This is a genomic window from Algoriphagus algorifonticola (assembly GCF_007655305.1).
Classification (GTDB): domain Bacteria; phylum Bacteroidota; class Bacteroidia; order Cytophagales; family Cyclobacteriaceae; genus Algoriphagus; species Algoriphagus algorifonticola.
This window is the reverse complement of sequence record NZ_VLOG01000040.1, coordinates 51,852-77,646: the sequence shown is the minus strand read 5'-3', so window position 1 is coordinate 77,646 and position 25,795 is coordinate 51,852. Positions and strand designations below refer to the sequence as shown.

General features: G+C 36.2%; 22 protein-coding genes. 20 read left to right on the top strand and 2 right to left on the bottom strand.

The features are described from left to right. Positions 1–35: 35 nt before the first annotated feature. On the bottom strand, positions 36–830 hold the full coding sequence (locus tag FL972_RS09970) for a thymidylate synthase (RefSeq protein WP_144605253.1): 795 nt from the start codon (positions 828–830) through the stop codon (positions 36–38). 136 nt (positions 831–966) lie between these two features. Here FL972_RS09970 and FL972_RS09965 point away from each other — a divergent pair, with 136 nt between their 5' ends. Next, positions 967–3,222: an efflux RND transporter permease subunit gene (locus tag FL972_RS09965; protein WP_144605252.1), complete on the top strand. Its 2,256-nt coding sequence runs from the start codon at positions 967–969 to the stop codon at positions 3,220–3,222. Here FL972_RS09965 and FL972_RS09960 read toward each other — a convergent pair. Beyond that, positions 3,219–4,034, bottom strand: a complete 816-nt coding sequence (locus FL972_RS09960) for an endonuclease/exonuclease/phosphatase family protein (RefSeq protein ID WP_317129939.1) — start codon at positions 4,032–4,034, stop codon at positions 3,219–3,221. The two genes, FL972_RS09965 and FL972_RS09960, sit on opposite strands and share 4 nt — an antisense overlap. A gap of 448 nt (positions 4,035–4,482) precedes the next feature. On the opposite strand from FL972_RS09960, the gene FL972_RS09955 reads away from it, so the two are divergent. The 19 genes from FL972_RS09955 (at position 4,483) to FL972_RS09865 (ending at position 25,773) form a co-directional block, all read left to right on the top strand. Continuing rightward, complete coding sequence (locus FL972_RS09955; RefSeq protein ID WP_144605250.1) at positions 4,483–5,055, top strand: DUF2911 domain-containing protein; 573 nt, start codon at positions 4,483–4,485, stop codon at positions 5,053–5,055. Positions 5,056–5,182: 127 nt separating this feature from the next. Continuing rightward, the gene (locus tag FL972_RS09950; protein ID WP_144605249.1) at positions 5,183–7,606 is read left to right on the top strand and encodes a penicillin acylase family protein; all 2,424 of its coding nucleotides are present in this window, start codon (positions 5,183–5,185) and stop codon (positions 7,604–7,606) included. Beyond that, entirely contained in the window at positions 7,603–7,977 is a 375-nt protein-coding gene (locus FL972_RS09945) for a hypothetical protein (protein WP_144605248.1), read from the top strand. Before FL972_RS09950 ends, FL972_RS09945 begins: the two co-directional genes overlap by 4 nt. A gap of 105 nt (positions 7,978–8,082) precedes the next feature. After that, on the top strand, positions 8,083–8,601 hold the full coding sequence (locus FL972_RS09940; RefSeq protein ID WP_144605247.1) for an ArsR family transcriptional regulator: 519 nt from the start codon (positions 8,083–8,085) through the stop codon (positions 8,599–8,601). A 183-nt stretch (positions 8,602–8,784) separates the two neighbouring features. Then, positions 8,785–11,346: an SLBB domain-containing protein gene (locus tag FL972_RS09935; RefSeq protein WP_144605287.1), complete on the top strand. Its 2,562-nt coding sequence runs from the start codon at positions 8,785–8,787 to the stop codon at positions 11,344–11,346. 18 nt (positions 11,347–11,364) lie between these two features. Further along, on the top strand, positions 11,365–12,684 hold the full coding sequence (locus FL972_RS09930; RefSeq protein WP_144605246.1) for a UDP-glucose dehydrogenase family protein: 1,320 nt from the start codon (positions 11,365–11,367) through the stop codon (positions 12,682–12,684). Between the two features lie 248 nt (positions 12,685–12,932). Next, positions 12,933–13,535 carry an acetyltransferase gene (locus FL972_RS09925; protein WP_144605245.1) on the top strand — a complete coding sequence of 201 codons (603 nt, stop codon included), beginning with the start codon at positions 12,933–12,935 and terminating at the stop codon, positions 13,533–13,535. Continuing rightward, entirely contained in the window at positions 13,532–14,971 is a 1,440-nt protein-coding gene (locus FL972_RS09920; RefSeq protein ID WP_144605244.1) for a lipopolysaccharide biosynthesis protein, read from the top strand. The genes FL972_RS09925 and FL972_RS09920 overlap by 4 nt, the downstream gene beginning before the upstream one ends. Next, entirely contained in the window at positions 14,968–16,044 is a 1,077-nt protein-coding gene (locus tag FL972_RS09915) for a DegT/DnrJ/EryC1/StrS family aminotransferase (protein WP_144605243.1), read from the top strand. Before FL972_RS09920 ends, FL972_RS09915 begins: the two co-directional genes overlap by 4 nt. A 7-nt stretch (positions 16,045–16,051) precedes the next feature. Then, positions 16,052–17,170, top strand: a complete 1,119-nt coding sequence (locus tag FL972_RS09910; RefSeq protein WP_186300090.1) for an ATP-grasp domain-containing protein — start codon at positions 16,052–16,054, stop codon at positions 17,168–17,170. Next, positions 17,157–17,918 carry a class I SAM-dependent methyltransferase gene (locus tag FL972_RS09905; protein ID WP_144605241.1) on the top strand — a complete coding sequence of 254 codons (762 nt, stop codon included), beginning with the start codon at positions 17,157–17,159 and terminating at the stop codon, positions 17,916–17,918. The genes FL972_RS09910 and FL972_RS09905 overlap by 14 nt, the downstream gene beginning before the upstream one ends. Further along, the gene (locus tag FL972_RS09900) at positions 17,915–18,838 is read left to right on the top strand and encodes a glycosyltransferase (RefSeq protein ID WP_144605240.1); all 924 of its coding nucleotides are present in this window, start codon (positions 17,915–17,917) and stop codon (positions 18,836–18,838) included. Before FL972_RS09905 ends, FL972_RS09900 begins: the two co-directional genes overlap by 4 nt. A 2-nt stretch (positions 18,839–18,840) precedes the next feature. After that, a complete protein-coding gene (locus FL972_RS09895; RefSeq protein WP_144605239.1) occupies positions 18,841–19,914 on the top strand; it encodes a glycoside hydrolase family protein in 1,074 nt (357 codons plus the stop codon). Further along, positions 19,880–20,794 carry a glycosyltransferase gene (locus tag FL972_RS09890; RefSeq protein ID WP_144605238.1) on the top strand — a complete coding sequence of 305 codons (915 nt, stop codon included), beginning with the start codon at positions 19,880–19,882 and terminating at the stop codon, positions 20,792–20,794. The genes FL972_RS09895 and FL972_RS09890 overlap by 35 nt, the downstream gene beginning before the upstream one ends. Then, on the top strand, positions 20,795–21,733 hold the full coding sequence (locus tag FL972_RS09885; protein ID WP_144605237.1) for a glycosyltransferase family 2 protein: 939 nt from the start codon (positions 20,795–20,797) through the stop codon (positions 21,731–21,733). Continuing rightward, positions 21,726–22,787: a hypothetical protein gene (locus FL972_RS09880; RefSeq protein WP_144605236.1), complete on the top strand. Its 1,062-nt coding sequence runs from the start codon at positions 21,726–21,728 to the stop codon at positions 22,785–22,787. The genes FL972_RS09885 and FL972_RS09880 overlap by 8 nt, the downstream gene beginning before the upstream one ends. Before the next feature lie 52 nt (positions 22,788–22,839). Beyond that, positions 22,840–24,024, top strand: a complete 1,185-nt coding sequence (locus FL972_RS09875; RefSeq protein ID WP_222116022.1) for an O-antigen ligase family protein — start codon at positions 22,840–22,842, stop codon at positions 24,022–24,024. Further along, positions 24,021–25,082, top strand: a complete 1,062-nt coding sequence (locus FL972_RS09870; RefSeq protein WP_222116021.1) for a glycosyltransferase family 4 protein — start codon at positions 24,021–24,023, stop codon at positions 25,080–25,082. The genes FL972_RS09875 and FL972_RS09870 overlap by 4 nt, the downstream gene beginning before the upstream one ends. Then, on the top strand, positions 25,075–25,773 hold the full coding sequence (locus tag FL972_RS09865; RefSeq protein ID WP_144605286.1) for a WecB/TagA/CpsF family glycosyltransferase: 699 nt from the start codon (positions 25,075–25,077) through the stop codon (positions 25,771–25,773). Before FL972_RS09870 ends, FL972_RS09865 begins: the two co-directional genes overlap by 8 nt. The last annotated feature ends 22 nt before the right edge of the window (positions 25,774–25,795 follow it).

Genomic DNA, 25,795 nt, shown 5'->3' with positions numbered 1-25,795 from the left:
TAGCCCCGGATTTTCTGAAATTCGGGGCTAATTTTTTATACAGCAACTGGGGCTTTGATATGGGGATGGGGATCATAATTGACCAATTCAAAATCCTCGTATTTGAAACTGAAAATATCTTTTACCTCCGGATTAATTTTCATGGTGGGCAAAGGTCTACACTCTCTACTTAGCTGCAGCTCGGTTTGTTCCAAATGATTTAAATACAAGTGAGCATCTCCAAAAGTGTGTACAAACTCACCCGGCTGAAGATCACATACCTGGGCCACCATCATTGTAAATAGGGCATAGGACGCAATATTAAAAGGAACACCCAAAAACACATCCGCACTTCTTTGATACAGTTGACAGGATAATTTCCCATCTGCCACATAAAACTGAAAAATCGTATGGCAAGGAGGAAGTGCCATGTGATCTACATCGGCGACATTCCAAGCGCTAACGATGTGGCGCCTGCTATCAGGTTTGGTTTTAATTTGATGGATCAAGTTCTTAATCTGGTCAATCTCGCCACCTTTGCCATCAGGCCAATGTCTCCATTGATACCCATATACAGGTCCAAGGTCTCCATTTTCATCTGCCCATTCATCCCAAATGGAAACGCCATTTTCCTTCAGCCATTTGATATTGCTATCACCGTTCAAAAACCAGAGAAGTTCTATTATTATACTCCTTAAATGAAGTTTTTTGGTAGTCACAACCGGAAATCCCTCTGACAAATTAAACCTCATCTGATGTCCAAAAATACTGATCGTTCCAGTACCTGTTCTGTCAGATTTTTTCACCCCCTCTTTTAATATTTTTCTCATCAGGTCATGATATTGCTCCATGGTTGTTTTGGTTTTTTTCTAATCAACAAGATAATAGCTTCAGACAAATATCGGAATTGCTATCAAACAAAGAAGACACAAACTGATTATAATTGTGTGACATTTGGAGTCGGAGATATATTTAAACTGCTATTGGATGTTTACTAAATCAGGTGCTAATTTTTCATTTTCCATTGCAGTGATTTTTTGTCTGATCTTGGGTTTTCTTCAGCCAAAGCCGGTTTTTGATTATGATTTCGAACAGTTTTTCCCTCAAGATGATGAGAATTTGGCCTTTTACAGGGAGTATGAGGAAGTTTTTGGCAGCGATAATGATTATCTGCTACTAGCTTTTGAAAATTCACAAGGGCAGTTGTTTGATGCTTCTTTTTTATCGGAGATAGATCAGTTTCAGGAATCCGTTACAAGTTTGGAAAGAGTGGATTCAGTCTTTTCGATTTTAACAGTCAAGGAACCTATCATTAGTCTATTTGGCGTAAGAGAACGTGCTGTCTTGTCTTGGGATTTGGAGAAAGATAAAGTAAGCTTTCAAGGGGACGAGAAGAAATATCAAGGCAACCTTATTTCCAAGGATGGGAAAAGTCTCTTGGTTTTGATTAAAAATGAGGATAATCTTTCCAAAGAGGATGGAGACCTACTTTATGGAGAGATTCAAGATTTATGGAAGTCTCAAGGCCTAGCCCCCAAAGCAGTGGCAGGCAAAATACAGACACAAGGTGATTTTGTGGATTTGATGCAAAACGAATTTGGGATGTTTTTTGGGGCATCCCTCATTTTGATGCTGTTGATTTTAATTTTGATTTTCAGGAGCTGGTGGGGGGTGGTCATTCCGATTATAGTTTTGATTTTCGGAGTAGTTTGGGCTTTCGCAGTCATTTTGTTGATAGGGAAAAAACTGGCGCTCATGTCAGTGATGCAGCCTACTATTTTTCTGATCGTAGGACTGAGTGCTTTAATCCATTTTTTCACACACCTTATCAAAGCTTTAAAATTAACCCAGTCAAAAGATGAAGCCATTTCGAAGGTTTTTAAAGAGTTATGGGTTCCTGTGACATTGACAATTTTGACCACCTCTTTAGGATTCTTTTCTCTTTATTTCACAAGTATTCCAGCGTTGAAGGACTTTGGGTTGACCACTGGTTTAGGGATTCTGATGATGTTTTTTTCAGTGAGTTTAATTACTCCATTTCTATTATATCGCTGGAAAAAGTTGAGTGTAAGTAGTGATTCTGAAAAAATAGCTCCTGATTTTTATCACAAGGCTCTCAGGCAAATATTTATAAAAAGCAAAGAGGTTTTAGTTCTCTTTTTTTTCATCAGCATTTTATCTGTTTATCTAGGCAGTAAAATAGATATCAATGGATATCTTCTCGATAATCTACCTTCAGACCATCCTATCCAAAATGACTTTAATTTTTTTAATGAGCAATTTGGAGGGTCTAATCCTTTAGAAATCTATTTGAAATCAAGTAATGGATCTACAAATCTTCTCGATTATGAGGCCTTGAAAGAAATAGATAAGCTAGAAATGAAATTGAAAAAGGAGTTTGGAGAGGTCAGTGTATTATCTCCGGTAACCTTGGTGAAAACGCTAAATCAAGCACAAAATCAAGGTGATCATGCTGCCTTTGTTTTCCCCAGTCCAGGGCAATTTAGAAGGATGGAAAGGTTTTTAGGCCGGGTTTCTAAAAATCAAGGAGCTTTAGTTCTTTCGGAGGACTTGATGGAGGGGAGGATTTCAGCTAGAATTCCGGATTTAGGGAGCCTGCAAATGAGGCAAATAAGAGAGAAAGTAAGGGAATATATTGAAGAGGAGATAAATGAGGATGTTATTCAAGTAAGATGGACAGGGACTTCCTATTTAATTGATAAAGGACATGAGTCAGTTACCATTCAAATGGCTAGAGGACTTGGAGTAGCTTTCTTGTTGGTTGGAATAATAGCAGGATTTTTATTCAAGTCCTGGCGTATTTCTTTCATTCTTTTAATTCCAAATATTATCCCATTGCTTTGGATGTTAGGATTGATGTATTTTTTGGGAGTAGAATTTAAACTAACTACGGCTATCCTATTTACAGTGGCATTTGGTATTGCTGTTGACGATAGTATACACTTTATGACCCGGTTGAAAATGGAATTGAGTAATGGCAAAAATCTATTATATGCACTCAAGAGGACTTTTTTGGAAACAGGAAAGGCTATAGTTCTAACTACTCTTATTTTGGTTTCCGGTTTTGCAGTCTTGATTTTTAGCAGGTTTGGAGTGACTCATTACACGGGATTATTGATTTCTTCTGCTCTGGTCTTTGCTTTGTTAGCGGACCTTATTTTGCTACCCGTGATCCTTCTTCCTATGAAAAAGGTTTGGGAAAAGAAAAATGGGCAGGATTAATCTGTGGTTTCCTTGTCTAAAATAAAGGTTGCAGAGACAGGGTAATGATCAGAATAATCTACCTCTCTATGAGTATCAAAATCGACAGCCTTGAGTTCTTTAGAGCTAAAAATGTGATCAATTCTCAAGAAGAATAATACCTTATTGTAGGTAAAACCAAACCCCCTGCCGGCACTTTCAAAGGCATTGGTTAATATTTTATTAAGCCTAAAATAAGTGTTTGAATAAGGAACTTCGTTGAAATCCCCCATCAAAATAACTGGGTGAGGGCTATTCAAAATATGTTCTTCCAAAACATTCAACTGCTTATTTCTGGTCAAACTGCCCCGATTAAGTTTGCCTAATGTTTGCCGGTAATTCTCTCTTACCCCATCTAGATTATCTAGTGCTTCAGAATTTATTTTCATTGATTCCAAATGACAATTATAGATTCTAAGTGTATCGGAATTATAAAGAATATCGGCAAAAATAGCACCATTCGTTTTGTTGTTATCGAATACCTTTCCTTCGTTGATAATTGGGTATTTGGAAAAAATAGCTAAGCCGTAAGATCTTTTTTGCGGGTTTCCTTCTATAATCTGATAAGATATTTCCATCCCCGAATCTTTTCCCAATAGCTGAACAGCATTTCTTGAAGGTGTTGTATAATCTTGGTAAAACTCCTGAAAAACTTTAACCTCTGCCGGATGATCCTGAAGCCATGCAAAAACATTCGGGTCAAATTCTCCCCCGATTCTTCTTTTGTAATCAAAAAGGTGGGCATTGTAGGTGAGTACATGTAGGCCTTCAGACTCCTTTTTTTGATCATTCAATTGGAAAGTTATTTCAGCAAACCTATATCCAATTAATAAGGCGCTGAGAGGAACAAATGATAATTTTCGCCATGAAAGCGCAAGAATTATGAATAAAAAAAGATTGAAAAGCCAGGCAACAGGGATGAAAAAAGGAAGCAATCCAACGTAAGGAAAGTTTTCAGGCGAAATATAAACACTGCCAAAAACCAGAAGGGTCAAAATAAATGTAAGCCAGGTAATAAATTTCATTCGCTGATGCTCAGATAATTGTAGCTTGTAGTATTGATTTTTTGTTTTGCTTTAAACCTTTCAAGCCTATCGTTGCGTAAAGAAGCAAAAGAGAAGCCTAAAAACGAAGCTACTGAAGAATAAGTATTTTCTTGGAAAAGAAATTATCAGAATAGTACGGGCAGGGATTTTGCAGGTTCGTTATTATGCATTTATTTCGAAATAAAATTTCCACTATATGACAACTTTCAAAAGGTTATGGGTATTTGCCATGTTTGCAGGCATCCTAATTTCTTGTTCATCCAAAACAGAGAGTGATTCAAATTCTTCTGATCTTGGTTCCAGTGTAGAAGAATCGTCCGAGGAATCCTCCAGACCAAGTCCATTGGAGGTAAAAGATGGAGAAATAGCAGGAAAAGCATTCAAGGTTTATTATGGCTCTCCTGCAGTAAAAGGAAGGGAGATTTGGGGAGATTTGGTTCCTTACAATGTGGTATGGAGAACTGGTGCCAATGAGGCTACTTATGTTGAATTGAGTCAAGATATGACTGTAGAAGGTAAAAGCTTACCTGCTGGTAAATATTCTCTTTTTACTATTCCTAAAGAATCAGGAAAATGGACTGTGATTTTTAATTCCGAATGGGATCTTGAACATGGGCATTTCCAGTACGATGAAAAAAATGATGTGCTACGGGTGGAGGTCGCTCCAGTTTGGGGAGAAAGTCTACAGGAAAGGCTCTCAATTGATATTGAAAATCCTGGTTTAGTAATAAGATGGGAAAAGCTACAGCTCCCAATAATTATTCAATAAACCAATTAGTTCAAGTGAAAAGGTTCTGGAATTTATTTCAGGGCCTTTTTTTATGGGTAATTACCTAAGCTTTTGAAGAAAAATTCAAAGTTTAATTTAAATTCGCTCATCATCAAGAAAAGCCCGAATGAAATACTTCAGTTTTATTTTTGTTCTTCTAATTACTCTTGCTTTAGGGTATTTTGCTTCTGTTCCAATTGGTCCGGCTCCCCCGATGGGGCCCTTGATGGATCCTAACCATGGATTTTGGCAAAACATGTACAGCGAGGATGAAATAGCCGAGGATGAAATAGCTATTCCTGGCCTTCAGGGGACTGTTACAGTTACATATGATGAGAATCTAATACCCCATATTTTTGCTCAAAATGAAGAGGACTTATATCGTGTTCAGGGATATGTGACTGCTCAGCATAGGTTGTGGCAGATGGAATTCCAAACCATGGCGGCAGCTGGGAGAATTTCGGAAATTGTAGGCCCTATTGCATTGGAACTTGATAGAATGACCCGGAGGAAAGGCTTGGCTTACGGAGCAGAATTAGGGCTAGCTTATTTGAAAGAAAAAGACCCCGAAACCTTAAAGCTTGTAGAGGCCTATGCTGAAGGTGTAAATGCTTATATAGATCAAATTTCTTCCGCACAATTACCTGTCGAATATAAAATTTTGAACTACAGACCTGAAAAGTGGTCCGGATACAAATCCCTTCTTCTTTTGAAATATATGTCCGATATGTTAGTGGGAGACCGTGATTTGGAATATTCAAACCTGCGAAAGATTCTTGGAGAAGAGTTATTGAATAAGCTTTTTCCTGAGTTTCCTGTAGATAATGATCCAGTCATAGAGGCAGATAAAGTGTGGGATTTTGAACCTATTCAAGTTACCAAGCCCGATAGTCTTAATTTTCCAAATGATGAATGGGTGATTGATCCGCTTCCACAGCCGGAAGAAGGAACAGGTTCTAACAACTGGGCAGTTTCAGGAAAAAAAACAAAGAATGGCTATCCAATTCTTGCAAATGATCCGCATTTAAGTCTCAACCTGCCATCACTTTGGTACAGCATGCAATTAAGCACTCCAGGACATTCAGTTAAAGGAGCTACGTTGCCCGGAGCCTTGGGGGTGATTTCTGGCTTTAATGAAAATATAGCTTGGGGTGTGACAAATGCCACTAAAGATGCCAGGGATTGGTATAAAATCACTTTCAAGGATGAAACTAGGGGATCCTATAAATATGGGGAATCTTGGCGCGACTCAGAGTTTCGGATTGAAGAGATTCAAATTAAAGGTCAGGAAAGTTTTATAGATACGGTCGTTTATACTCATTATGGCCCTGTGGTGTATGATGAGACTTTTAAATCAGAAAGGCAGGATATCAATTTTGCATTGAAATGGACAGTGCATGAAGGTTCCAATGAGCAAAAAACCTTTCTGATGATGAATAAGGCTAAGAATCATGCGGATTACAATGCTGCCTTGGATAATTATACTGCCCCCGCACAGAATTTTGTTTTTGCCTCCAAATCGGGAGATATAGCAATGAGGATTCAGGGAAAGTTTGCAGTAAAGTGGAAAGAGCAAGGCAAATTTTTCATGGATGGCTCGGATCCACGAATGGAATGGAAGGAATACATTCCGAATGCACATAATCCAAGTACATTAAATCCCGAAAGAGGGTTTGTTTCATCTGCGAACCAACACCCAGTAGACCCTTCCTACCCATATTATGTGTTTGACAATAGTTACGAGCATTACAGAAATAGGAGGCTCAACAAAAGACTAAGGGAAATGGAAAATATCACGGTGGATGATATGAAGGCTCTCCAATTTGATGATTATTATCTACATGCTGCAGAGGCTCTTCCTGTAATGATCAATTTGTTAGGCTCCTATTTGCCTAATGACGAATCCGCAAAAAAATATATGCAAGAACTGAAGTCTTGGGATTTTTATGCAGATCCAAATCAAAAAGGACCAACTCTGTTTTCTTCCTGGTGGTCTAAAACTTATAATGAGATTTGGAAAGAGTGGGCTGAGTTTGGAGTTCCTGTTGTAAGACCCTCCAATTATCAGACAGTCAAATTATTGAAAGAAGAGCCGGCTTCCCAAATTTTTGATTGGGGAAATTCAGCCAATATAGAAACTGCCTCAGATCATGTTAAGAAAGGGTTTGAGTTGATGGTGGAGGAAATGAAAAAATGGGAGGAAGATGAAGGAGATTATGCCTGGGCAAATTTCAAGCGTACCAAAATTCAACATCTTGTACCTCAATTCAACTCATTTTCTGTAGAAAATGTATACACAGGTGGAGGCTCTGGGATTTTGAATGCAACAGGAAGTCGACATGGAGCAAGTTGGAGAATGGTAGTTGAATTAGGCTCAGATATCCAAGCATTTGGAATTTATCCTGGAGGGCAGTCAGGGAATCCCGGAAGTAAGTTTTACGCTAATTTTATTTCAAAATGGGCCAATGGAGAATATTTAAATTTCAATTTGAGAAAACCTGATGATTCAGATGCCTCATTATTTATTACCACATTTGTACCTAAGCCATGAAATTCTTCGGATTCTTAATTTTAACAATTTTAATAGTAGTTTTTGCTAATCCCTTTATCCCTTATTGGGCAGTCATGTTGGCATTGGCATTATTAGCTATTTTATTAAACCCAGGAAATGCTATTGCATTTTGGGGTGGAGGTCTTGGAATGGGTTTATCCTGGTTGGGATTGAGTCTGTATCTTTCCATTCAAACAGGAAGCCCACTTCCTGAGAAAATTGCTTCAATTTTCGGGGTAGGATCAGGAACTATATTAATTGGGATTACTGGACTTTTAGGTTTTCTTTTCGGATCATTTTCTTCTTTAACTGGAAGTTTATTTCGAAAAATAACTAAAAAACGTCCTGATAATTTGTATAGGGGTGGATAAGCTATATGCCTTATTATTGGGTTTATAACCTGAAAAATAAGGTTTGAAATTTTTACAGTCCGTTCTAATGAGTACCTTTGTTACTCATTTTGATCATGATTTTTTATGCTTGAATCTTTAATAACATCCAAGACTCGTCTGAGGCTTCTGGTTAAGTTTTTTGTGAATGACCGAAATCAAAGTCATTTAAGAGGATTGGCTGATGAATTTGGCGAATCTACGAATGCTATTCGTAAGGAATTGAATAACCTTACTCAAGCAGGTATTCTATTGAAGCACTCTGATAAAAATAAGATTTCATACCACGCAAATACGGAACATCCCTTTTTTACGAACATAAGGGACATTATCAGAAAATATCTGGGCCTAGACATGCTTTTGGAACAGATTCTGGAAAGAATGGGGGAAGTTGGTCAGGTCGTGCTTGTTGGAGATGTTTCCAGGGGAATAGATTCAGGAAAAATCGATGTGTTGATTACAGGAGATAATCTGAACCAAGATTACATCCAAGGTTTAAAGAAAAGAATTGAAAAAATGATTGACCGAAAAGTAGTTTTTACGCTTAAAAATGAGCGTCATGAAGGCTATGGATTGGTTTTATTTGATAATAAAATAGGGGTTTAACTCCGAGAGATCAACAAAAAAGTAAAATAATAGCTAGGCACAAATTGTGACTGAAAGGGCGAAGCTGTGCCAATCTTAGAAAAATTTGCATATTTATTCTTTCCTAAATTCTTCAACTTGAAAAACATACTGATTTCTGAGCTAATCGAAAACTGGAAGGTTTGTTGTCTTTTCATCTTTTCTATGATGTTAAGTGTCTTTTTACAGGCTCAAAGCCTGTCAGATATTCAAAATCTTAAGGTGGATAATCTGTCAGATGCTCAATTAGAGCAACTTATCAAAAGGGCTGAAGCCAATGGATTGACCACAAATCAATTGGTAGCCTTGGCGAGAGAGAAGGGTATGCCTGCATCTGAGGCTAATAAATTAGGTCAAAGAATCAATGATTTGAGGATGTCCGGTCAGACAAACAGTACTTCTGGAAAAATGGAGGGAGGAAGGAATCTGATGGACCAAGAGATAGACCTTTTTGACTCTTTGAGGAAATCAGATCCATATTATGATCTTACTCCAACTCAAAAAAAGATATTCGGATTTAAGTTGTTTCATAATAGGCAATTAAATTTTAGTCCTAGTTTAAATCTACCAACTCCACTTTCATACATAGTTGGTTCTGGAGATCAATTATTAATTGATGTTTATGGGGCAAGTCAGCAGTCCTATGATTTGACAGTTACTCCTGAGGGGAGAATTTTCGTTCCTAATGTTGGGCCTGTTCAAGTTGGCGGAGCTTCTATTGAGGCAGCTACAGCTAGGATAAAGAATAGTCTAGGGAGAATTTATTCCGGCCTTAATGGAGCAAATCCTAACACGTTTTTGCAAGTTCGGTTAGGAAATATTCGATCTATTAAAGTGTCCATGGTAGGAGAATTGACAAAACCGGGGACTTATACTCTGCCTTCCTTTGCTACCGTTTTTAATGCCCTGTATGCTGCGGGAGGGCCTAATGAAAATGGAGCATTTAGAAATATTCAAGTATATAGGAATTCGAAGTTAGTGGCTGCTGTCGATATTTATGAGTTTTTATCTAAAGGAGACCAGAGTGCAAATATTTTGCTTCAAGATAATGATGTGATTATAGTGCCGCCTTTGCAGGCAAGAGTTGAAATCACAGGACCTGTAAGAAGAGAAGGTCTTTTTGAAGTAAAGCCTAATGAAGCCTTAGCAGATTTGTTTGTCTACACAGGTGGCTTCACAGCTCAGGCCTATAAAGACAGAGTTACTGTCAGAAGAATAGAAAATAATCAGAGAAAAGTTTTAGATGTTGCTGAAACTGACTTTAATACCTTTACTCCCAAAGATGGGGATGAAATTTTAGTTGGTGAAGCCTTAGACAGATTTTCTAATAGGGTTCAGGTAACTGGAAGTGTAAATAGACCAGGAGAATTTGCTCTCGGTGAGTCGGGTTTAACAATCAAGCAGCTAATTGAAAAGGCAGAAGGTTTAAGGCCTGAAGCTTTTACGAATCGAGCTACTTTATACAGAACAAGCGATGATTTGACTTTAGCTGCGGTCCCATTGAACTTAAAAGGAATTATAGAAGGAACAGCTGAGGATATAATACTCAAGAACGAAGACCTATTATTTGTGCCAAGTAGATATGATATTCAGGAAGAGTATTATGTGAAAATTTCAGGAGAGGTGAATTTGCCAGGAACATACCCATATGCATCTTCTATGACTGTGGGAGACCTTATTCTTCGTGCAGGTGGATTATTGGAGTCAGCCACCAATTCCTCTATAGAAATTGCAAGAAGAGTTCGGGATCAACAAGGCGGAAAAATCGCTGAAATCACCAACTTGACTATAGATCCCAACTTACAACTTTCGGCAGAGGAAGCAAACATGCCTTTGAGTCCCTTCGATCATGTGTTTATCCGTAGAAGTCCAGGTTTCGAAAAGGAGCAGTTAGTGACATTGAGGGGTGAAGTTAGATATCCAGGTCAGTTTGCTATTTCTTCCTCCAATGAACGCATTTCCGATGTCGTAAAAAGAGCTGGAGGATTATCAGATTTTGCTTATCCCAAAGGAGCGAGTTTAATTAGGAGAACCATTTATTTTGAGGAGAAATCTGAAGAAGAAATTAGAGAAGAAAGGTTAAGAGAAATTAAGGAAAATTTGGATCCTGAGAAAAACAGAAACACTAATGAGGCTGAGCAGATTTTATTTGAAAGAATAGAAAAAAAACTGGCTCAGATAGAAGAAGAAAAGCAAAAGGAGGAACAACAAAGACTAAGGAGTCAATTATTCAAAGTCTCGGTTCCTACTGATAGTATTTCTATTGACTCTGCTCTAAATGCCTCTAGGTACAAGGAACAAGATCTAGTGGGTATAGATTTAGAGTATATTATTCAAAACCCTGGATCAGAAGCAGATTTGATTTTGTTTGAAGGGGATATTCTACAGATTCCTAAACAATTACAGACTGTTAGAATGGTTGGGGAAGTGTTACTCCCAACTACTACACGATTTATAAGTGGAAAATCCTTAAAAGATTATATTTCAAAGGCTGGAGGATTTACAGAAAACGCGAGAAAAACTAAGGCTTATGTCATTTATGCCAATGGAGATGCTGCCCAAACCAGAAGCTTTTTAGGATTGAAAAACTATCCTACAATTGAGCCGGGAGCAGAAATTGTGGTGCCACGAAAACCAATAAGAGAAAGGATGAGTGCAGCAAGTTGGATAGGAATCGCCTCAAGTCTTGCTACTCTGGGGATCCTCGTAGAGAGATTAATTAACTAACTAATAATAAATTATTATATGAAGATTGCAGTAGTGGGTACTGGCTATGTAGGCCTAGTATCTGGAGCTTGTTTTGCAGATGTAGGTATAGAAGTAACCTGCGTGGATATTGATCAAAAGAAAATTGAGAAATTGAAGAATGGCATCATGCCCATCTATGAGCCAGGTCTAGAGGAAATTGTGGTCAGAAATTATAAAAGTGGCAGATTACATTTCAGCACTGATTTGGGAGAGGCGATTCAAGGTGCTGAAGTTGCTTTCATAGCCGTTGGTACCCCTCCAGGTGAAGATGGATCTGCTGATTTGAAATACGTACTGGCTGTTGCAGATGAGATTGGTCAGAAAATGAGTGATTATATCGTAGTGGCCACCAAAAGTACAGTTCCAGTTACAACAGGAGAAAAAGTAAGGGCTACGCTTCAGGCAGCTTTAGATAAAAGAGGTTCAGATCTTCCATTTGCTGTGGCCTCTAATCCTGAGTTCTTAAAAGAAGGTGCTGCAGTAGAGGATTTTTTAAGACCAGATAGAATTGTGATTGGAGTGGATGATGAGCGGGCTGAAAAGATCATGCAGCGTTTGTATAAGCCATTCCAACTGAGTGGGGAACGGATTATTTACATGGATATTCCATCTGCTGAAATGACGAAATATGCTGCTAATGCTATGCTTGCAACCAAGATTTCATTTATGAATGATATTGCCAACCTATGTGAGTTGGTAGGAGCTAATGCCAATATGGTTCGCAAAGGAATTGGTTCAGACCCTAGAATCGGGAATAAATTTATTTATCCAGGAGTAGGATATGGAGGTTCATGTTTTCCAAAAGACGTCAAAGCTATTATTAGAACAGCCAGAGAATATGGCTACAATTTGAGAGTTCTTCAGTCTGTGGAAGATGTGAATGATGATCAAAAGTATGTGCTTTCGAAAAAAGTAAAAGCTCATTTTGGAGAGGACCTTTCTGGAATGACCTTCGCGATGTGGGGATTAAGCTTCAAGCCTAATACCGATGATATGCGCGAATCTCCCGCGGCTGTGATAATTGATGAGCTTCGTTCTGCTGGTGCCAAAGTAAAAGCCTATGATCCTAAAGCTATGGAAGAGGCGAAAGAGCATTACATTTTCGATAAGGTAACTTATTGTAAAGATGCCTATGATGCTTTGGTTGATGCTGATGCGTTGTTGTTGGTGACAGAATGGTCAGAATTCAGAATACCAAGCTGGGAAGTCGTAGGTAAGTTGTTGAAAAATAAAGTCGTATTTGATGGAAGAAATATTTACGATAAAAAATATTTAGACAGCTTGGGCTATGTACATTATGGGATTGGGTCCAAATAATTTCCTTATGGTAATAAATATCTCCCTTTTAATAAGGGAGATATTATTTTATATGGATATCCGCTTTCTTACCAGTATTGACAAATATACGGCTTATTGTCTGCTGAAAGGATCAGAATCCGGAAGTTTCGCTTGTCAGCCGTGGCTGGGTCTTCTTTGATCGGTCTTCAAATTGGTCAAACAAAGAAAATATGGCAACTGGCATGATTGCGGATAATCAATTTATTTTATTTTCAAAATTTAATTAAATGGTAATTGCAGGTGCTGGTGGGCATGGATTGGAAGTTTTTGAAACCTTAAAGGTTTTAAATTATTCTGAGTCTGAAATTTTTTTTTATGATATGGATGATACCAAAAAATCTACTTTTATATATCCCAATCAGTTAATTACATCAATGGAGGATGTAAGATTAATTTTTGAGAAAACCCCTTTATTTTGTTTGGGGGTAGGAAATCCCATCCATAGAAGAAATTTAATGAATAAACTCTATGATGCAGGTGGCTTAATTATAGGTATAAAGGCTAAATCTGTCATCGCTCAAAGTGCTTGTGACAATGCAGATTTAATGGAGTTTGCTTTCTGTGGCCCGGGAGTAAAGTTAGGGAAGGGAGTTCTAATAAATACAAGAGCTCACATACATCATGAGTGTGAAATTGGTGATTTTACTGAAATTGGCCCCGCTGCAATCATTTTGGGGGCTGTTAGAATTGGTGAAAATTGCAGAATCGGTGCTGGTGCTATTGTACTTCCGGGAGTAGTTTTGGGTAATAATGTTATTGTCGGGGCAGGGGCAGTAGTTACCAAACACCAAGAGTCAAACAAATTAGTTAAGGGGATTCCTGCAAGATGACTCTTAGACAAAAAACCTTAGTAGGATTTTTTTGGAGTTTGACTCAACAGTTTGGAGTTCAAATCACTACAATTGTGGTAACCATTTTCCTAGCAAGAATTCTTGATCCTTCTGACTTTGGTCTTCTAGGCATGCTAGCGATTTTCATGGCCTTAGGCAATAGCCTTATAGATGCTGGTATGACTTCTAGCTTAATTCGAACAAAAAAAGCAGATCAGGTTGATTTTTCTACAGTGTTCTTTATAAATCTAGGAATTGGTTTTGTAGTCTATTTGATAATGTTTGTAAGTTCTGAATTGATTAGTGACTTTTTCAACCAACCGTTATTAGAAAAAATAATTAAAGTTTATTGTTTGACATTTCTGATCTATCCTTTTTCTGCAGTACAGCGTACTAGGCTTGTCAAACTAATGGACTTTAAGACTGAGCTTAAAGTTACCATTCCTTCTATTGTTATTGGTAGTATAGTTGGGTTGACCTTTGCTTTTTATGGCTTTGGTGTTTGGGCACTTATCTGGATGAATTTAATCCAAAACTTACTTTTAAGTCTTCAATTTTGGTTTTATTCCAAGTGGAGGCCTTCTTGGGTTTTAGATTGGGAGAGATTTCATTATCATTTTAAATTCGGTGCTAAATTGACCTTAGCTGGCATAATTAATTCAATTTTTTCAAATATTTACCATCTGATTATAGGTAAGTATTTCTCAATTGCTCAACTAGGTTACTACACCAAAGCTGATTCTTTAAAACAAATTCCTGTAAAAAATATTTCATCTACTTTATCTAAGGTTACATTTCCAATGTTTTCAGAGATCCAAGATGATGAAGAAAAACTAAAGGTTTCATACAAAAGAATCATGCAGCAGGTACTATTTTGGTTAACTCCTGTCATGGCACTTTCTTCCGTTTTAGCTGAACCACTTTTCCGCTTTGTATTGACCGAGAAATGGGTGCCAGCTGTTCCCTATTTCCAAATTTTATGTTTTGTAGGTTTAATGTTTCCTATTCATTCTTACAATTTAAATATTCTTAAAGTAAAAGGGAGAAGTGATTTATTCTTGAGATTAGAAATTATCAAAAAATCTTTGACAATTTTTGGGGTTTTAATAGCTCTCCCTCATGGGGTTTTTGCTTTACTTTGGACTCAGGTGGTATTGAATGTTGTAGCATTTGGGATCAATTCTTATTTCAGTGGCAGGTTCATTGGGTATCCGGTTTGGAACCAAGTTAAGGATATCTCACCGATTTTTTTAATGGGAGCTATAGCTGGATTATTAGGGTGGATTGGAAAAGGCTTGGCCATAAACTCTTCTTGGGTAGATTTCATGCAGTTGATAATCGGTGGTATATTTGGAGTAAGTGTTTATGTTTTTTTTTCTTGGATATTCCAAATCCAACCTTTTATAGACTTTAGAAAAGTGATTTTAAAAAGATGATTCCTGTAACTAAACCATACCTTCCTTCTCTCGAAGAGTATAATTTATACCTCCAAAGTATATGGAAAAGGCAATGGCTCACCAATAATGGCCCACTTGTAAATGAACTTGAAATTAAAGTCAACGAGTACTTAAATACAAAATATTTTTTGTATTTGGGGAATGGAACAATTGCACTACAAATTGCTCTTAAAGCCCTAAAAGTCTCAGGTGAAATTATAACCACACCCTTCTCCTACGTTGCTACCACTAGTGCCATTGTATGGGAAAACTGTAAGCCTGTTTTTGTAGACATTCATCCAGATACTTTTAATATTGATCCTGACAAAATTGAAAAAGCCATAACTTCAAATACAACAGCGATCCTAGCTACCCATGTTTATGGAATTCCTTGTGATCTTGAAAAAATTGAACAAATCGCTCAAAAGCATAATCTTAAAGTAATCTATGATGCTGCGCATTGCTTTGGGGTTAGAGTCAATAAAAAGTCAATTTTTGAATTTGGTGATATTTCAACTGTAAGTTTTCATGCTACTAAACTGTTTCATACCATAGAAGGGGGAGGAGTATTTACTAAGGATAATGCGCTGTTTAGGGAGATGACTCTTAATAGAAATTTCGGTCATGATGGACCAGAGGTATTTAGTGGGCTGGGAATAAATGGAAAGAATTCTGAATTCCATGCCGCTATGGGTTTAGTTAATTTAAGAAAAATAGACGAAATCATAGCCAAGCGAAAAAGCTTAACCGAGCACTATAATTATAGATTAAAAGATTTAAATCTTCAGAGGCCTAAAATAAAATATGGAATTGACTACAATTATGGTTATTACCCTATTCTCTTTGATAGTCATGATATGATGAAAAAATGTCTTGAAAAACTAAATAGGTCACAAGTTTTCCCAAGGAGATATTTTTACCCATCATTAGATACCTTGCCATATGTAAAGAAGGCCAATGTGCCAATTTGTGATGATATATCTCAAAGAGTATTGTGTCTGCCACTTTACTATGAACTTTCTTTTGAAGAGGTGGATTTGATTTGTAGGATAATGCATACCGCTTTTAATTAAACTAGGCTTGCATATTAAAAGTAAAGTCGTTTTAATTTTTTCTGGTAACAATCAAAGGGCTGTTATCGCTTTTTGCAGATATGTTTTACAGGAAGGGATACTCTTTTGTATTGTCGCTAATGGAAAAGAGGATACAATTTTTGAAAGTTCCTATGCTAATCAAGTCATAGCTACAAGGAGAAAAAATGAACTTGATTTTGATTCTATTATTAATCTGTGTGAGATCTGTAAAAGAAAATATGATGTTGACGAGGTTTTAATATTACCGTCAACTGAATTTTTGAATAGATTTTTGTTGCAGCACAAAGAAAAATTAAAAGAAAAAAAGATTGAATTTGCTCTTTGTGATGAGGTAACGTACTCGCTGGTTTCGGATAAATATGAATTTTCTGAATATTGTAAATCTCAAAATATCCCCGTTCCAGAAGATTTTGATAGCCCCCCCAAAAAATATCCCTATGTGATGAAGCCTAAATATTATGGCAAAGGGCTGTCGAAAATTAATGAAAAACCAGTTTTAGTTTTTTCCAAAAATGATTTAAATAAGGCCGGATGGATCGGAAATTCTTCTGATTATTATTTTCAGGAATATGTGGATGGTAAGAGCTACTACTTACTTTTCTATTTCTTTAAAAATGGAAAAGTTGAATGTTTTTCGCAGGAGAATTTGATTCAGCAAGATGAGGGTGCATCAATGATCTTAGCGCGTTCGTCTACCATTCATCAGCATGAAATAGCACAGCAGTTTATTTTTGCGTTGAAAAAAATTAATTTTTCGGGCTTAGTCATGGTTGAGGTCAAATTTGACGGAGAAAAATTCGTTATGATCGAGGCGAATCCAAGATTATGGGGGCCGTCGCAATTAATTTTGGATTCAAATATGACTTTATTCGACGCTTTTGCTGTGGATAATGGTCTGAAAGACAAAATTATAAACCATGGTTATCGGTCAGATGAATTTTATTTTTGGTCAGGAGGATTGGTTGCAAATCAAAGACAACAAAAACAACCGAAGTTTTATAATTATTCTAAGTCTCAATTTTTTGAAGACTTTGAAAAGTTAACGACTCATGATATCTACTTAAAAGAGGATACTATAAAAATTTACTTAAATGAACATAACTGATAAAGATATATTAGTTGATTTATATAAAAGGAACAGTAAACATTCTGGTTATCAAATCTTACCGAATTCCTTGAAGTCAATTATTGAAGAAGATGTAACTCAATTTATTCCTAGATATGAAACGCAACGTTTGGATTGGTTAAAAGCTCAAGTCGATTTTTCAAAGATGAGGGTGTTAGATATAGGAGGGAATACAGGTTATTTTTCATTCGAGACTTTAGACCTTGGTGCAAGAGAGGTGGTTTATGTGGAAGGAAATAAGAATCATGCAGAGTTTGTGGAAAAAGCTGCAAGGCTCCTTAATAAAAATCTTAAAGTTTATAATCGTTATTTTGACTTTAGTACTGATTTTTCGAAGGAGAAGTTTGATGTCGTCTTACTATTTAATGTGATACACCATCTTGGGGATGACTTTGGGAATTCCGAAATCTCTATGGATGAAGCCAAACAGCAAATGAGTGGTGCTATCAATTATTTTTCGGATAAATGTGATTTATTGGTCCTTCAAATGGGATTTTGTTGGAAAGGAGATCGAACAAAACTACTATTTGAAAATGGTACCAAAGAAGAAATGATTACGTTTATTCAAGGTACTTGTGAAAGTAATTGGGATGTACAATCAATTGGAATTTCAGAAATAGATAATGAAGAAACTGTATACCGACCTTTATCAGAAATAAATCTTCAAAGGGATGATTCTATGGGTGAATTTAGAAATAGACCAATTTTTATACTAAAGAGTAAATGATTTCTGACCCTTTAGTATCTGTCTCTTGTCTGAGTTTTAACCACGCAAATTACATTCGCCAGTGTTTTGAGGGGATTTTAGCTCAAAAAACCAATTTTCCGTTTGAAATAGTGGTTTATGATGATGCCTCAACTGATGGGACAATTGAAATTATCCAAGAATATATCCATAAATATCCTGATCTATTCAATGTGTTCTTTCAGAAAGAAAATCAATATTCTAAAGGAGTCCGTGGAATTGCGCCTCGATTTAATTTTCCAAGATGCCGCGGGAAGTATATTGCTTTTTGTGAAGGGGATGACTTTTGGATAGATCCTGATAAACTTCAAAAACAAGTAGATTTTTTAGAAGAAAACCAGGATTTTACTATTTGTTGTACTAATTACTCTGAAGTAGATCAAGATGGAAAATTACTGAAAGAAAATATCTGGGATGGGTTTAGACTTTCTCCAGTTATTACACATGAGATGATTCTGGAACATTATAAGCCTAAAATTTTGACCTCTATGTTTCGGAAAAGTGCGTTTAAAAATGGATTTCCTAATATTTTTTCTCAAACTTTTAATACAGACAATTTCTTGTGTGCAATTGCTACTGAAAACGGACCTGCAGGTTTTTTGAATTTTAATTCAGGCTGTTATCGCGTCCATAATCAGGGAGTATGGTCAGGTAAAAGTGAGATTCGACAATTTGAGATGCAGCTTGATACCTTTTTTAAGATGAAAGGGTACTTCAAAAATCAAAAACAACAAAGGTCCATCGATAAAAGAATCTATAGTATCGAAAGAAAACTATCTAGAATATATGCTAAGGAAAAGGAAATTGGCAAAAGTCTAGATCTAATAAAGAGGATGATGAAAGTTGACCCCAAAGATTCTATTAAGGTGTTTATTGGTAATATTGTAGCCTTTATTCGATAGAGATGTTGAATACAAACGAAGTATTAGTACGATCTACAGAATCAGCTTTAGATTTGCAACTTTCAAACGGAGGGATGCCTCCTGGTCATAATGGTCCTTATAATGACGAAGAGACACCAGTTAGAAATACTTCTCATTGGCTAATTTCTTTTTTAAGAACCTATGAATTAACTGGTGAAAAGAAATTCAAAGAAGCAGCTGAAAAATCCTTAGCTTATTTATTGTCTGAGGATGCTAGGCCAATGAATGCTACTTTTTGGCATAGGAAAAACCCGAAAAAAGATTTTTCTAACGGATTAATGGGACAGGCCTGGACTATAGAGGCTTTGGAATATGCATATCAATTTTTTCAGGAAGAGAAGATATTAAATGTTGCAAAGAGCGTCTTTCAAATTCATCCATATGATTCAGGGCTTAAGGCTTGGAAGACAGTAAATGTAGATGGGAGTATTAGAGGGTTTGATCCTACATTTAATCATCAATTGTGGTTTGCTGCGTCAGGATGCTTATTGTCAAGGCACGGAGATGAATCTATTAAGAACTCAGTCGATGATTTTTTATCTGCTTTACCGGTCACAATGAAAACGTATTCAAATGGTGTTATTATGCATCATCCTACAGGGTACTTGTTGAAAAATAAAAAAGAAAGGATTATTTCAGCGTATAAGTTTTTAAGATTACCAAAAAAACAAAAAAAATATACCTATCTCAAATCAGTGGGGTACCATGGATTTAATTTATATGCACTAGGAATTATTCATAAAATAATCCCCAACCTACCAATTTTTAATACGAAACTTTTTAAATCTACAATTGACATAATAAATTCTGATGGATTTAAGAAAGAAATACAAGAGTCTCCTTATAGCTTTAATTATAATCCTCCTGGATTTGAATTAGCCTTTGCCCTTCAACAATTTGGAGAAGAATCAAGTGTTAATTTTTTTCTAAAGGAGGATTTTAAAAGATCATATTCAGAAAAAAAGCAACAGTGGGGAATAAAAAATCCAATTGATATTCAAACTGCATCAGCGCGGGTTTATGAAATTTATCAATTGGAAAATATTCAATTTTAAATTGAAACAAAATTACATAATACTTTCAGTCGTTATCCCGACTTTTAGAGAATGGGAACTTTTAAAAAAGTGTTTAGATGCTTTGTCTGAACAATCTTTTCCAAAAGATGAATATGAAATCATTGTAGTCAATAATGATCCGAATTCGGTAATTCCAGAAAACTTTCCAATTGAATCCAATGTGAAAATTTTCACAGAAGGAAAACCAGGTTCTTATGCTGCCAGAAATTTAGGTCTCAGCAAAGCAAAAGGTAAATTCATAGCTTTTACGGATTCTGACTGCATTCCAGATAAAAATTGGTTGAATGAGGGAATAGCTCTTTTGGAAAAAGGGTATGATTTGGTTGGTGGGAAAATGAAGTTTTTTAAGCCCGAGGGAGGAGATCACAAAGCTTTTTTGTTTGAAAGTAGGTTTTCATTTCGTCAAGACAGAAATGTATTAGTAAATAAGCAAAGTATCACGGCTAATCTTTTTGTCAGGAGGACAGTTTTTGACCAAGTAGGAAATTTTGACGAGAGCCTGATGTCAGGCGGTGATTATGAATGGACAAAAAGGGCAACTGATGCAGGCCATAGCATAGCTTATGGAGAAAAAGCTCTTGTATTACATCCTTCAAGGAGAGATTTTCAGGCCTTAATCAATAAAAAAAAGAGAACAGCCGGAGGGATGTATTATAGTTTCTACAAAGATTTTTCTTTTGTTAGAAAACTGAGTTTTACCTTATGGATATTAAGACCTCCAATCACTATTTTTAAATTTTCCGGCCTATCTTTTTCAGAAAAAATGAGTCTTTTTCAGGCTAGATGGGATTTGGAGTGGGTGGGTGTAAAGGAAATGATCAGCCTTCATTTAGGGAAAAAATCTGCTCGCCGAGAATAAATGTTTAGTGTAATCTGTCCTGTTTTCAACAAAGAAAAGGAGCTTAAAGAAACAATAGATTCGGTTTTGTCCCAGGACTATATGGATTTCGAGTTAATCCTGATAGAAAATGGTTCTACGGATAATTCTCTTTCTGTTATTCAATCCTTTAATGACCCTAGAATCAAGCTAATACAAACCAATCAAATTGGTCCAGGAGCTGCCAGGAATGTTGGTGTTGCCCATTCAAAAAATGACTGGATTGCTTTTTTAGATGCGGATGATCTTTGGGAAAAATTTCACCTGCAGAATATTTTTGAGGCAATTTCAAAACAACCAAATGTGAATTTTTTTTCAAGTTCTTGGAAAGTCTTAAAAAGCAATACTATTAGTCCATCTACCTTAGCCACTTCTATTAATGAAAAGAGAATTTTTTTCTCTGAAAAGAGAGTTTTGGAATTAACTCTTCAAAATTCTCCTCCATTTTGGACTTCAGCAATCGTGGTTCATAAAAAGTTATTTAACCAAGCAGGGGGCTTTCCGGAACCACTGCCGGCGCATGGGGAGGATGTTGCTCTATGGGTTCAGTTAATTAGGCTTCAAAAGGGAATTCATTTTATCAATGATCTTTCTGCTTCCTATCGGGCTGATAGTTCAAACATGTTATCTAAAGAATTTAAAGTCAGTTTTCCAGGGCATATTTTTTCAACAGTAAATATGATTTTAGATAAAGTGCAAGACCCAGAATTAGCTATTCTCTGGAAAAAGTTTGCCAATAAATATCAGTTTTCATCTCTTTCTAAATCAATTATTAGTGGAAGGTTTGAAAAAAGGAATTTGAAATACTTTTTTCCGGAAACCGACTTGAAAACCAAAATTGTACAAATACTTCTTAGAAATAATTTACTTAGAGGTATTTTTAAATCATATTTAATGAAAAACCAAAGATTCCATGGCTAATGAGTCTGTAGATATCGGTGATTTATTCCGATTTTTCGCAAAGCAGAAAAAGAGGTTGCTAACATCCTTATTGATCATGCTTGGGTTTGGTTTGGTAGTCATTCTTTTGACTAGAAATCATTATAGTTCCACCTTGAAATTTGTAGCTCAAAATAATTCTTCTTCAGGTGGTATCATGAGACAATTGGGAGGGTTGTCTGGCTTAAACTTGGGAGATTTTAATAGTCAGGAAACCGGCAATATTTCTCCACAGCTATATCAGGAAATTATATACAGTTATCCTTTTTTGTGGAGATTAAGTAAGAGATCAATCGAAATTGAAGGGCAAAAACAGAAATTAGGTTTGTTTGTTGATGAAAATAGAAGACCTTCTATTCCCTCATTAATCAAAAAATACACACTTGGCTTGCCTAATGTCTTGTTTGGGGATGAACCACCACAAATAAATTTGGATTCTGAAATTAAAGATTCTCTAGTTTTTGCTCAAAGAGAGTTGATTCCAATGTTTAATGAATATAGAAAGTTGATACTTCTCACTGAGGATCCCAAAAACGGATCCATTTCTATAGAAACCCAAACGGTTTCTCCTGAAGTTTCAGCACAGGTATCTGCGCATGTTTTTGAGCTATTGTCAGAATATGTTACGGAATATAAAACAGAAAAGGCAAAGCAAAATCTGGAATTTATTCAAGAGAGATTCTTAGAAGCACAATCTAAATTTTACGATACCCAAAAAAGCCTTTCAAATTTTAGGGATAGAAATCAAAATTTAAATTTCTCTTCAGCAAGAGCTCAGGAAGAGAGATTATTGGCGGAATATAATCTAGCCAGTAACCTTTATAATAATTTGGCAATTCAGCTGGACCAGGCGAAAATAAAAGTTCAAGAGGATATTCCTCAACTTACCATCATTAATCCGCCAGTTGTTTCCTACCAAGTATCCAAACCAAATATCCCATTAATATTAGCATTATCAGTTTTCTTGGGAGTTATAATTGCTTTCGTGAGAATTCTCCTCGCGTATTTCAAAAGTCAATTTGACAGCGCTAAATAAAAGTCAGAGCTTTCAGACAGTATTTGCCCTACTTCAGGGCATTCTTCTTTTTATGACCTTCACCTATTTGTTGGTAGACTGTTTCAATGGTTTGCTAATGAGGATAGGAATTGGGATTAGTATTTCCCAATTATACAAAATTGGGCTTTTGGCCGGAATGCTTCTATTTTTATTAGGGAGGAGGCCCATTGCATTTTTGGCAGCATTTGGCTTAATCCTATTTTTTTTAATTCCGCTATTATTTAAGTCTTTGCTTTCAGGTGACACCTCCACATTCGTTGGGAATTTTGGATATAACCTTAAACTGATTCTATTTCCTGTTTCATTCTTATTCTTTTCAAATCTTGAACTTAGCCGAGAGAATTTAAAAGCTTATTGGAAGAGTTTCGCCTGGTTTAATTTTATTTTAATTGCCTTCAATATCTTTTTAGGTGTATTAGGTGTAGGTTATAGTCAATATGACAGTCCCGAGGGGCAAGGTATAGGGGGGAGAGGCTTCTTTTTTGCAGGGAATGAAGTGGCAGGTATTTTCCTGCTTTTTTCAGGTGTATGCTGGTATTTAACCAAGAATTTAAACGGAATATCCAGGTTTTTATTTTTCCTTTTATTGTTGGTTTTAGGTGTTTTAAATACCTCAAAGACAGCAATTTTGGGGATTATTTTAATTGTTGGACTCATTGAAGTTCCAAAGTTTTTCACAAAAAGAATGTCATTAGGGAGATTTTTGGGTTTGCTCTCTCTTCCCCTTCTGGTAATTGGTTTAGTTGGAATTATCTATTGGGGCATTCAAGCTACAGGCCTGATAGACAGGATAGCATTTTTTTATGATAAACTAGACCTCTTGACTTTTATCTTATCAGGTAGAAATCAAATGGTTCAAGGGGCACTGACCTTTTATCCCTCGATGTATTCTTTTTGGGACTATTTATTTGGAGTAGGGAATCAGGAGTTTTTAAAGTTGATGGGGATTTACCATGGAAATCCGCATACGATTGAAATTGATTTTTTTGATTTGCTATTCATGAATGGATTCCTTGGTCTTTCTCTTGTTTTGGGAATATTTGTTTGGGCAACTTTTAGAAGTCTCACTCAAAAACAGAGTAAATCACCTATTTGGGCTATCAATCTCGTTTTGCTTTTTGTTTCTTTTATGGCCGGGCATATTTTCAACTCGGCTATGTTGGGAATTAGTCTAGGAATGTTGAATGGCCTTGGATTCAAATATTGGAAAAATTGAAAATCTATTTGATTTCCAATATGTACCCTTCTGAAAAAAGTCCCAATTTTGGGGTTTTTGTGAAAAATTTTGAAGAAGGAATCCAAAGGGAAGATGTTCAAATAATTGATAAAACAATTATCCAGGGCAAGAAAAAAGGTGTATTATTACTCTTGGCCTACGTTAAATTCTTTATTGATTGTGTTTATAAATTAAATAAAGGTGAATTTGACTTAGTCTATGTTCACTTTCTACAGCATTCCTTAGTTCCTCTTCATTTTTGGTTAAATTCATCTTCCAAAAAAATGGTTTTGAACGCTCATGGTACTGATATTACTGCTTCTTCTCCATTTTATAGAATACTCAGAAAATGGAATTTATCGTTGATTCGACATGCTGATCTTATAATTATTCCTTCGGATTTTTTTAGACAGAAGATTGAAGGACTGGGAGTAAAAAGAGAGAGAATCAAAATTTCTCCTTCAGGCGGGGTGAAAAAAGAACTTTTTTATCCAATTAATTTCCAAGAGATAAACAGAGGTACTTTGGGATATGTAGGGAGGTTGGATCCCGGTAAAGGAGTAGACACTTTAATTCATGCATTTTCTGAATTGCCCACAGATAAATTAAATCTTGAAATTTGTGGACCAGGCATTTTGAAAAATGATTTATCAGCGATCTGTGTGAACTTAGAGATTCAAGATAGAGTTAAGTTCCTTGGAAATGCACCTCAAAATCAATTAAGAGCCATTTTTGAAAACTGGGACGCATTGGTTTTTCCTTCCCAGCTAGAAGAAAGCCTTGGTTTAGTTGGGATTGAAGCCATGGCCTGCGGTTTACCTGTGATAGGAACTGCAATGGGAGGTATGGAATCTTATTTAAAAAATGGGTCGAACGGTATCATCTTTGAGTCAGGAAACGTTAAGGACTTAAAGGAGAAAATTTTAGAGTTTTATGGTTTGGAAAATGAATCCCGAGAAGAATTATCCAGAAACGCAATTGTTACAGCCAAGCAATACTATTCAGATCAAGTTAATGGAAGACTCAGACAATGGCTCAGAGAACTCTTTTATGCCTGAATTTAGATACGTAAATGGCATTAGGATATTTGGCTTCCCTGATAAAGCTTCCTTGATTAATTATGTTCAAGGTAAGAATGAGATTCTGGTAGCTGTAAATGCAGAAAAAATCAAGAATGCTGACCAAGAACTTAAAGATGTTATCAATAAAAACATTGGGTATCCCGATGGAGTAGGGGCAGTTTGGGCTTTAGGCCAAAAAGGAATCAAAAATGTGGCTAAAATACCGGGAGTCGAGCTTTGGTTAGAATTTGTAGAAAAACATTACCTGAAAAAATCATTTTACTTTATTGGAGCCAGAGAAGAGATAATTCAGTCCACAGTTGATAAATTGAAAGAAGAATATTCTGGGATTAATTTAGCAGGTTATCGCAATGGGTATATAAAACCTCATGAAATGGATGGCCTAATCAATGATATTCAAATAAAGAAGCCAGACTATGTTTTTGTGGCGATGGGCTCACCAGCTCAAGAAAGATTGATGATGAGACTTTCTGAAATTCATCCGGCAATTTACATAGGTTTAGGCGGGAGTTTTGACATTTATTCGGGAAAGACGAAAAGAGCACCTCAATTTTTAATTGACCTGAAACTGGAATGGTTTTACAGGTTAGTGACAGAGCCTAAAAGGTTGAAGAGACAATTAAAGCTAGTCGGTTTTGTAAGAAACATGATTCTCAAAAAATATTAAAGAGATTCCCCAGTTTTCAGTA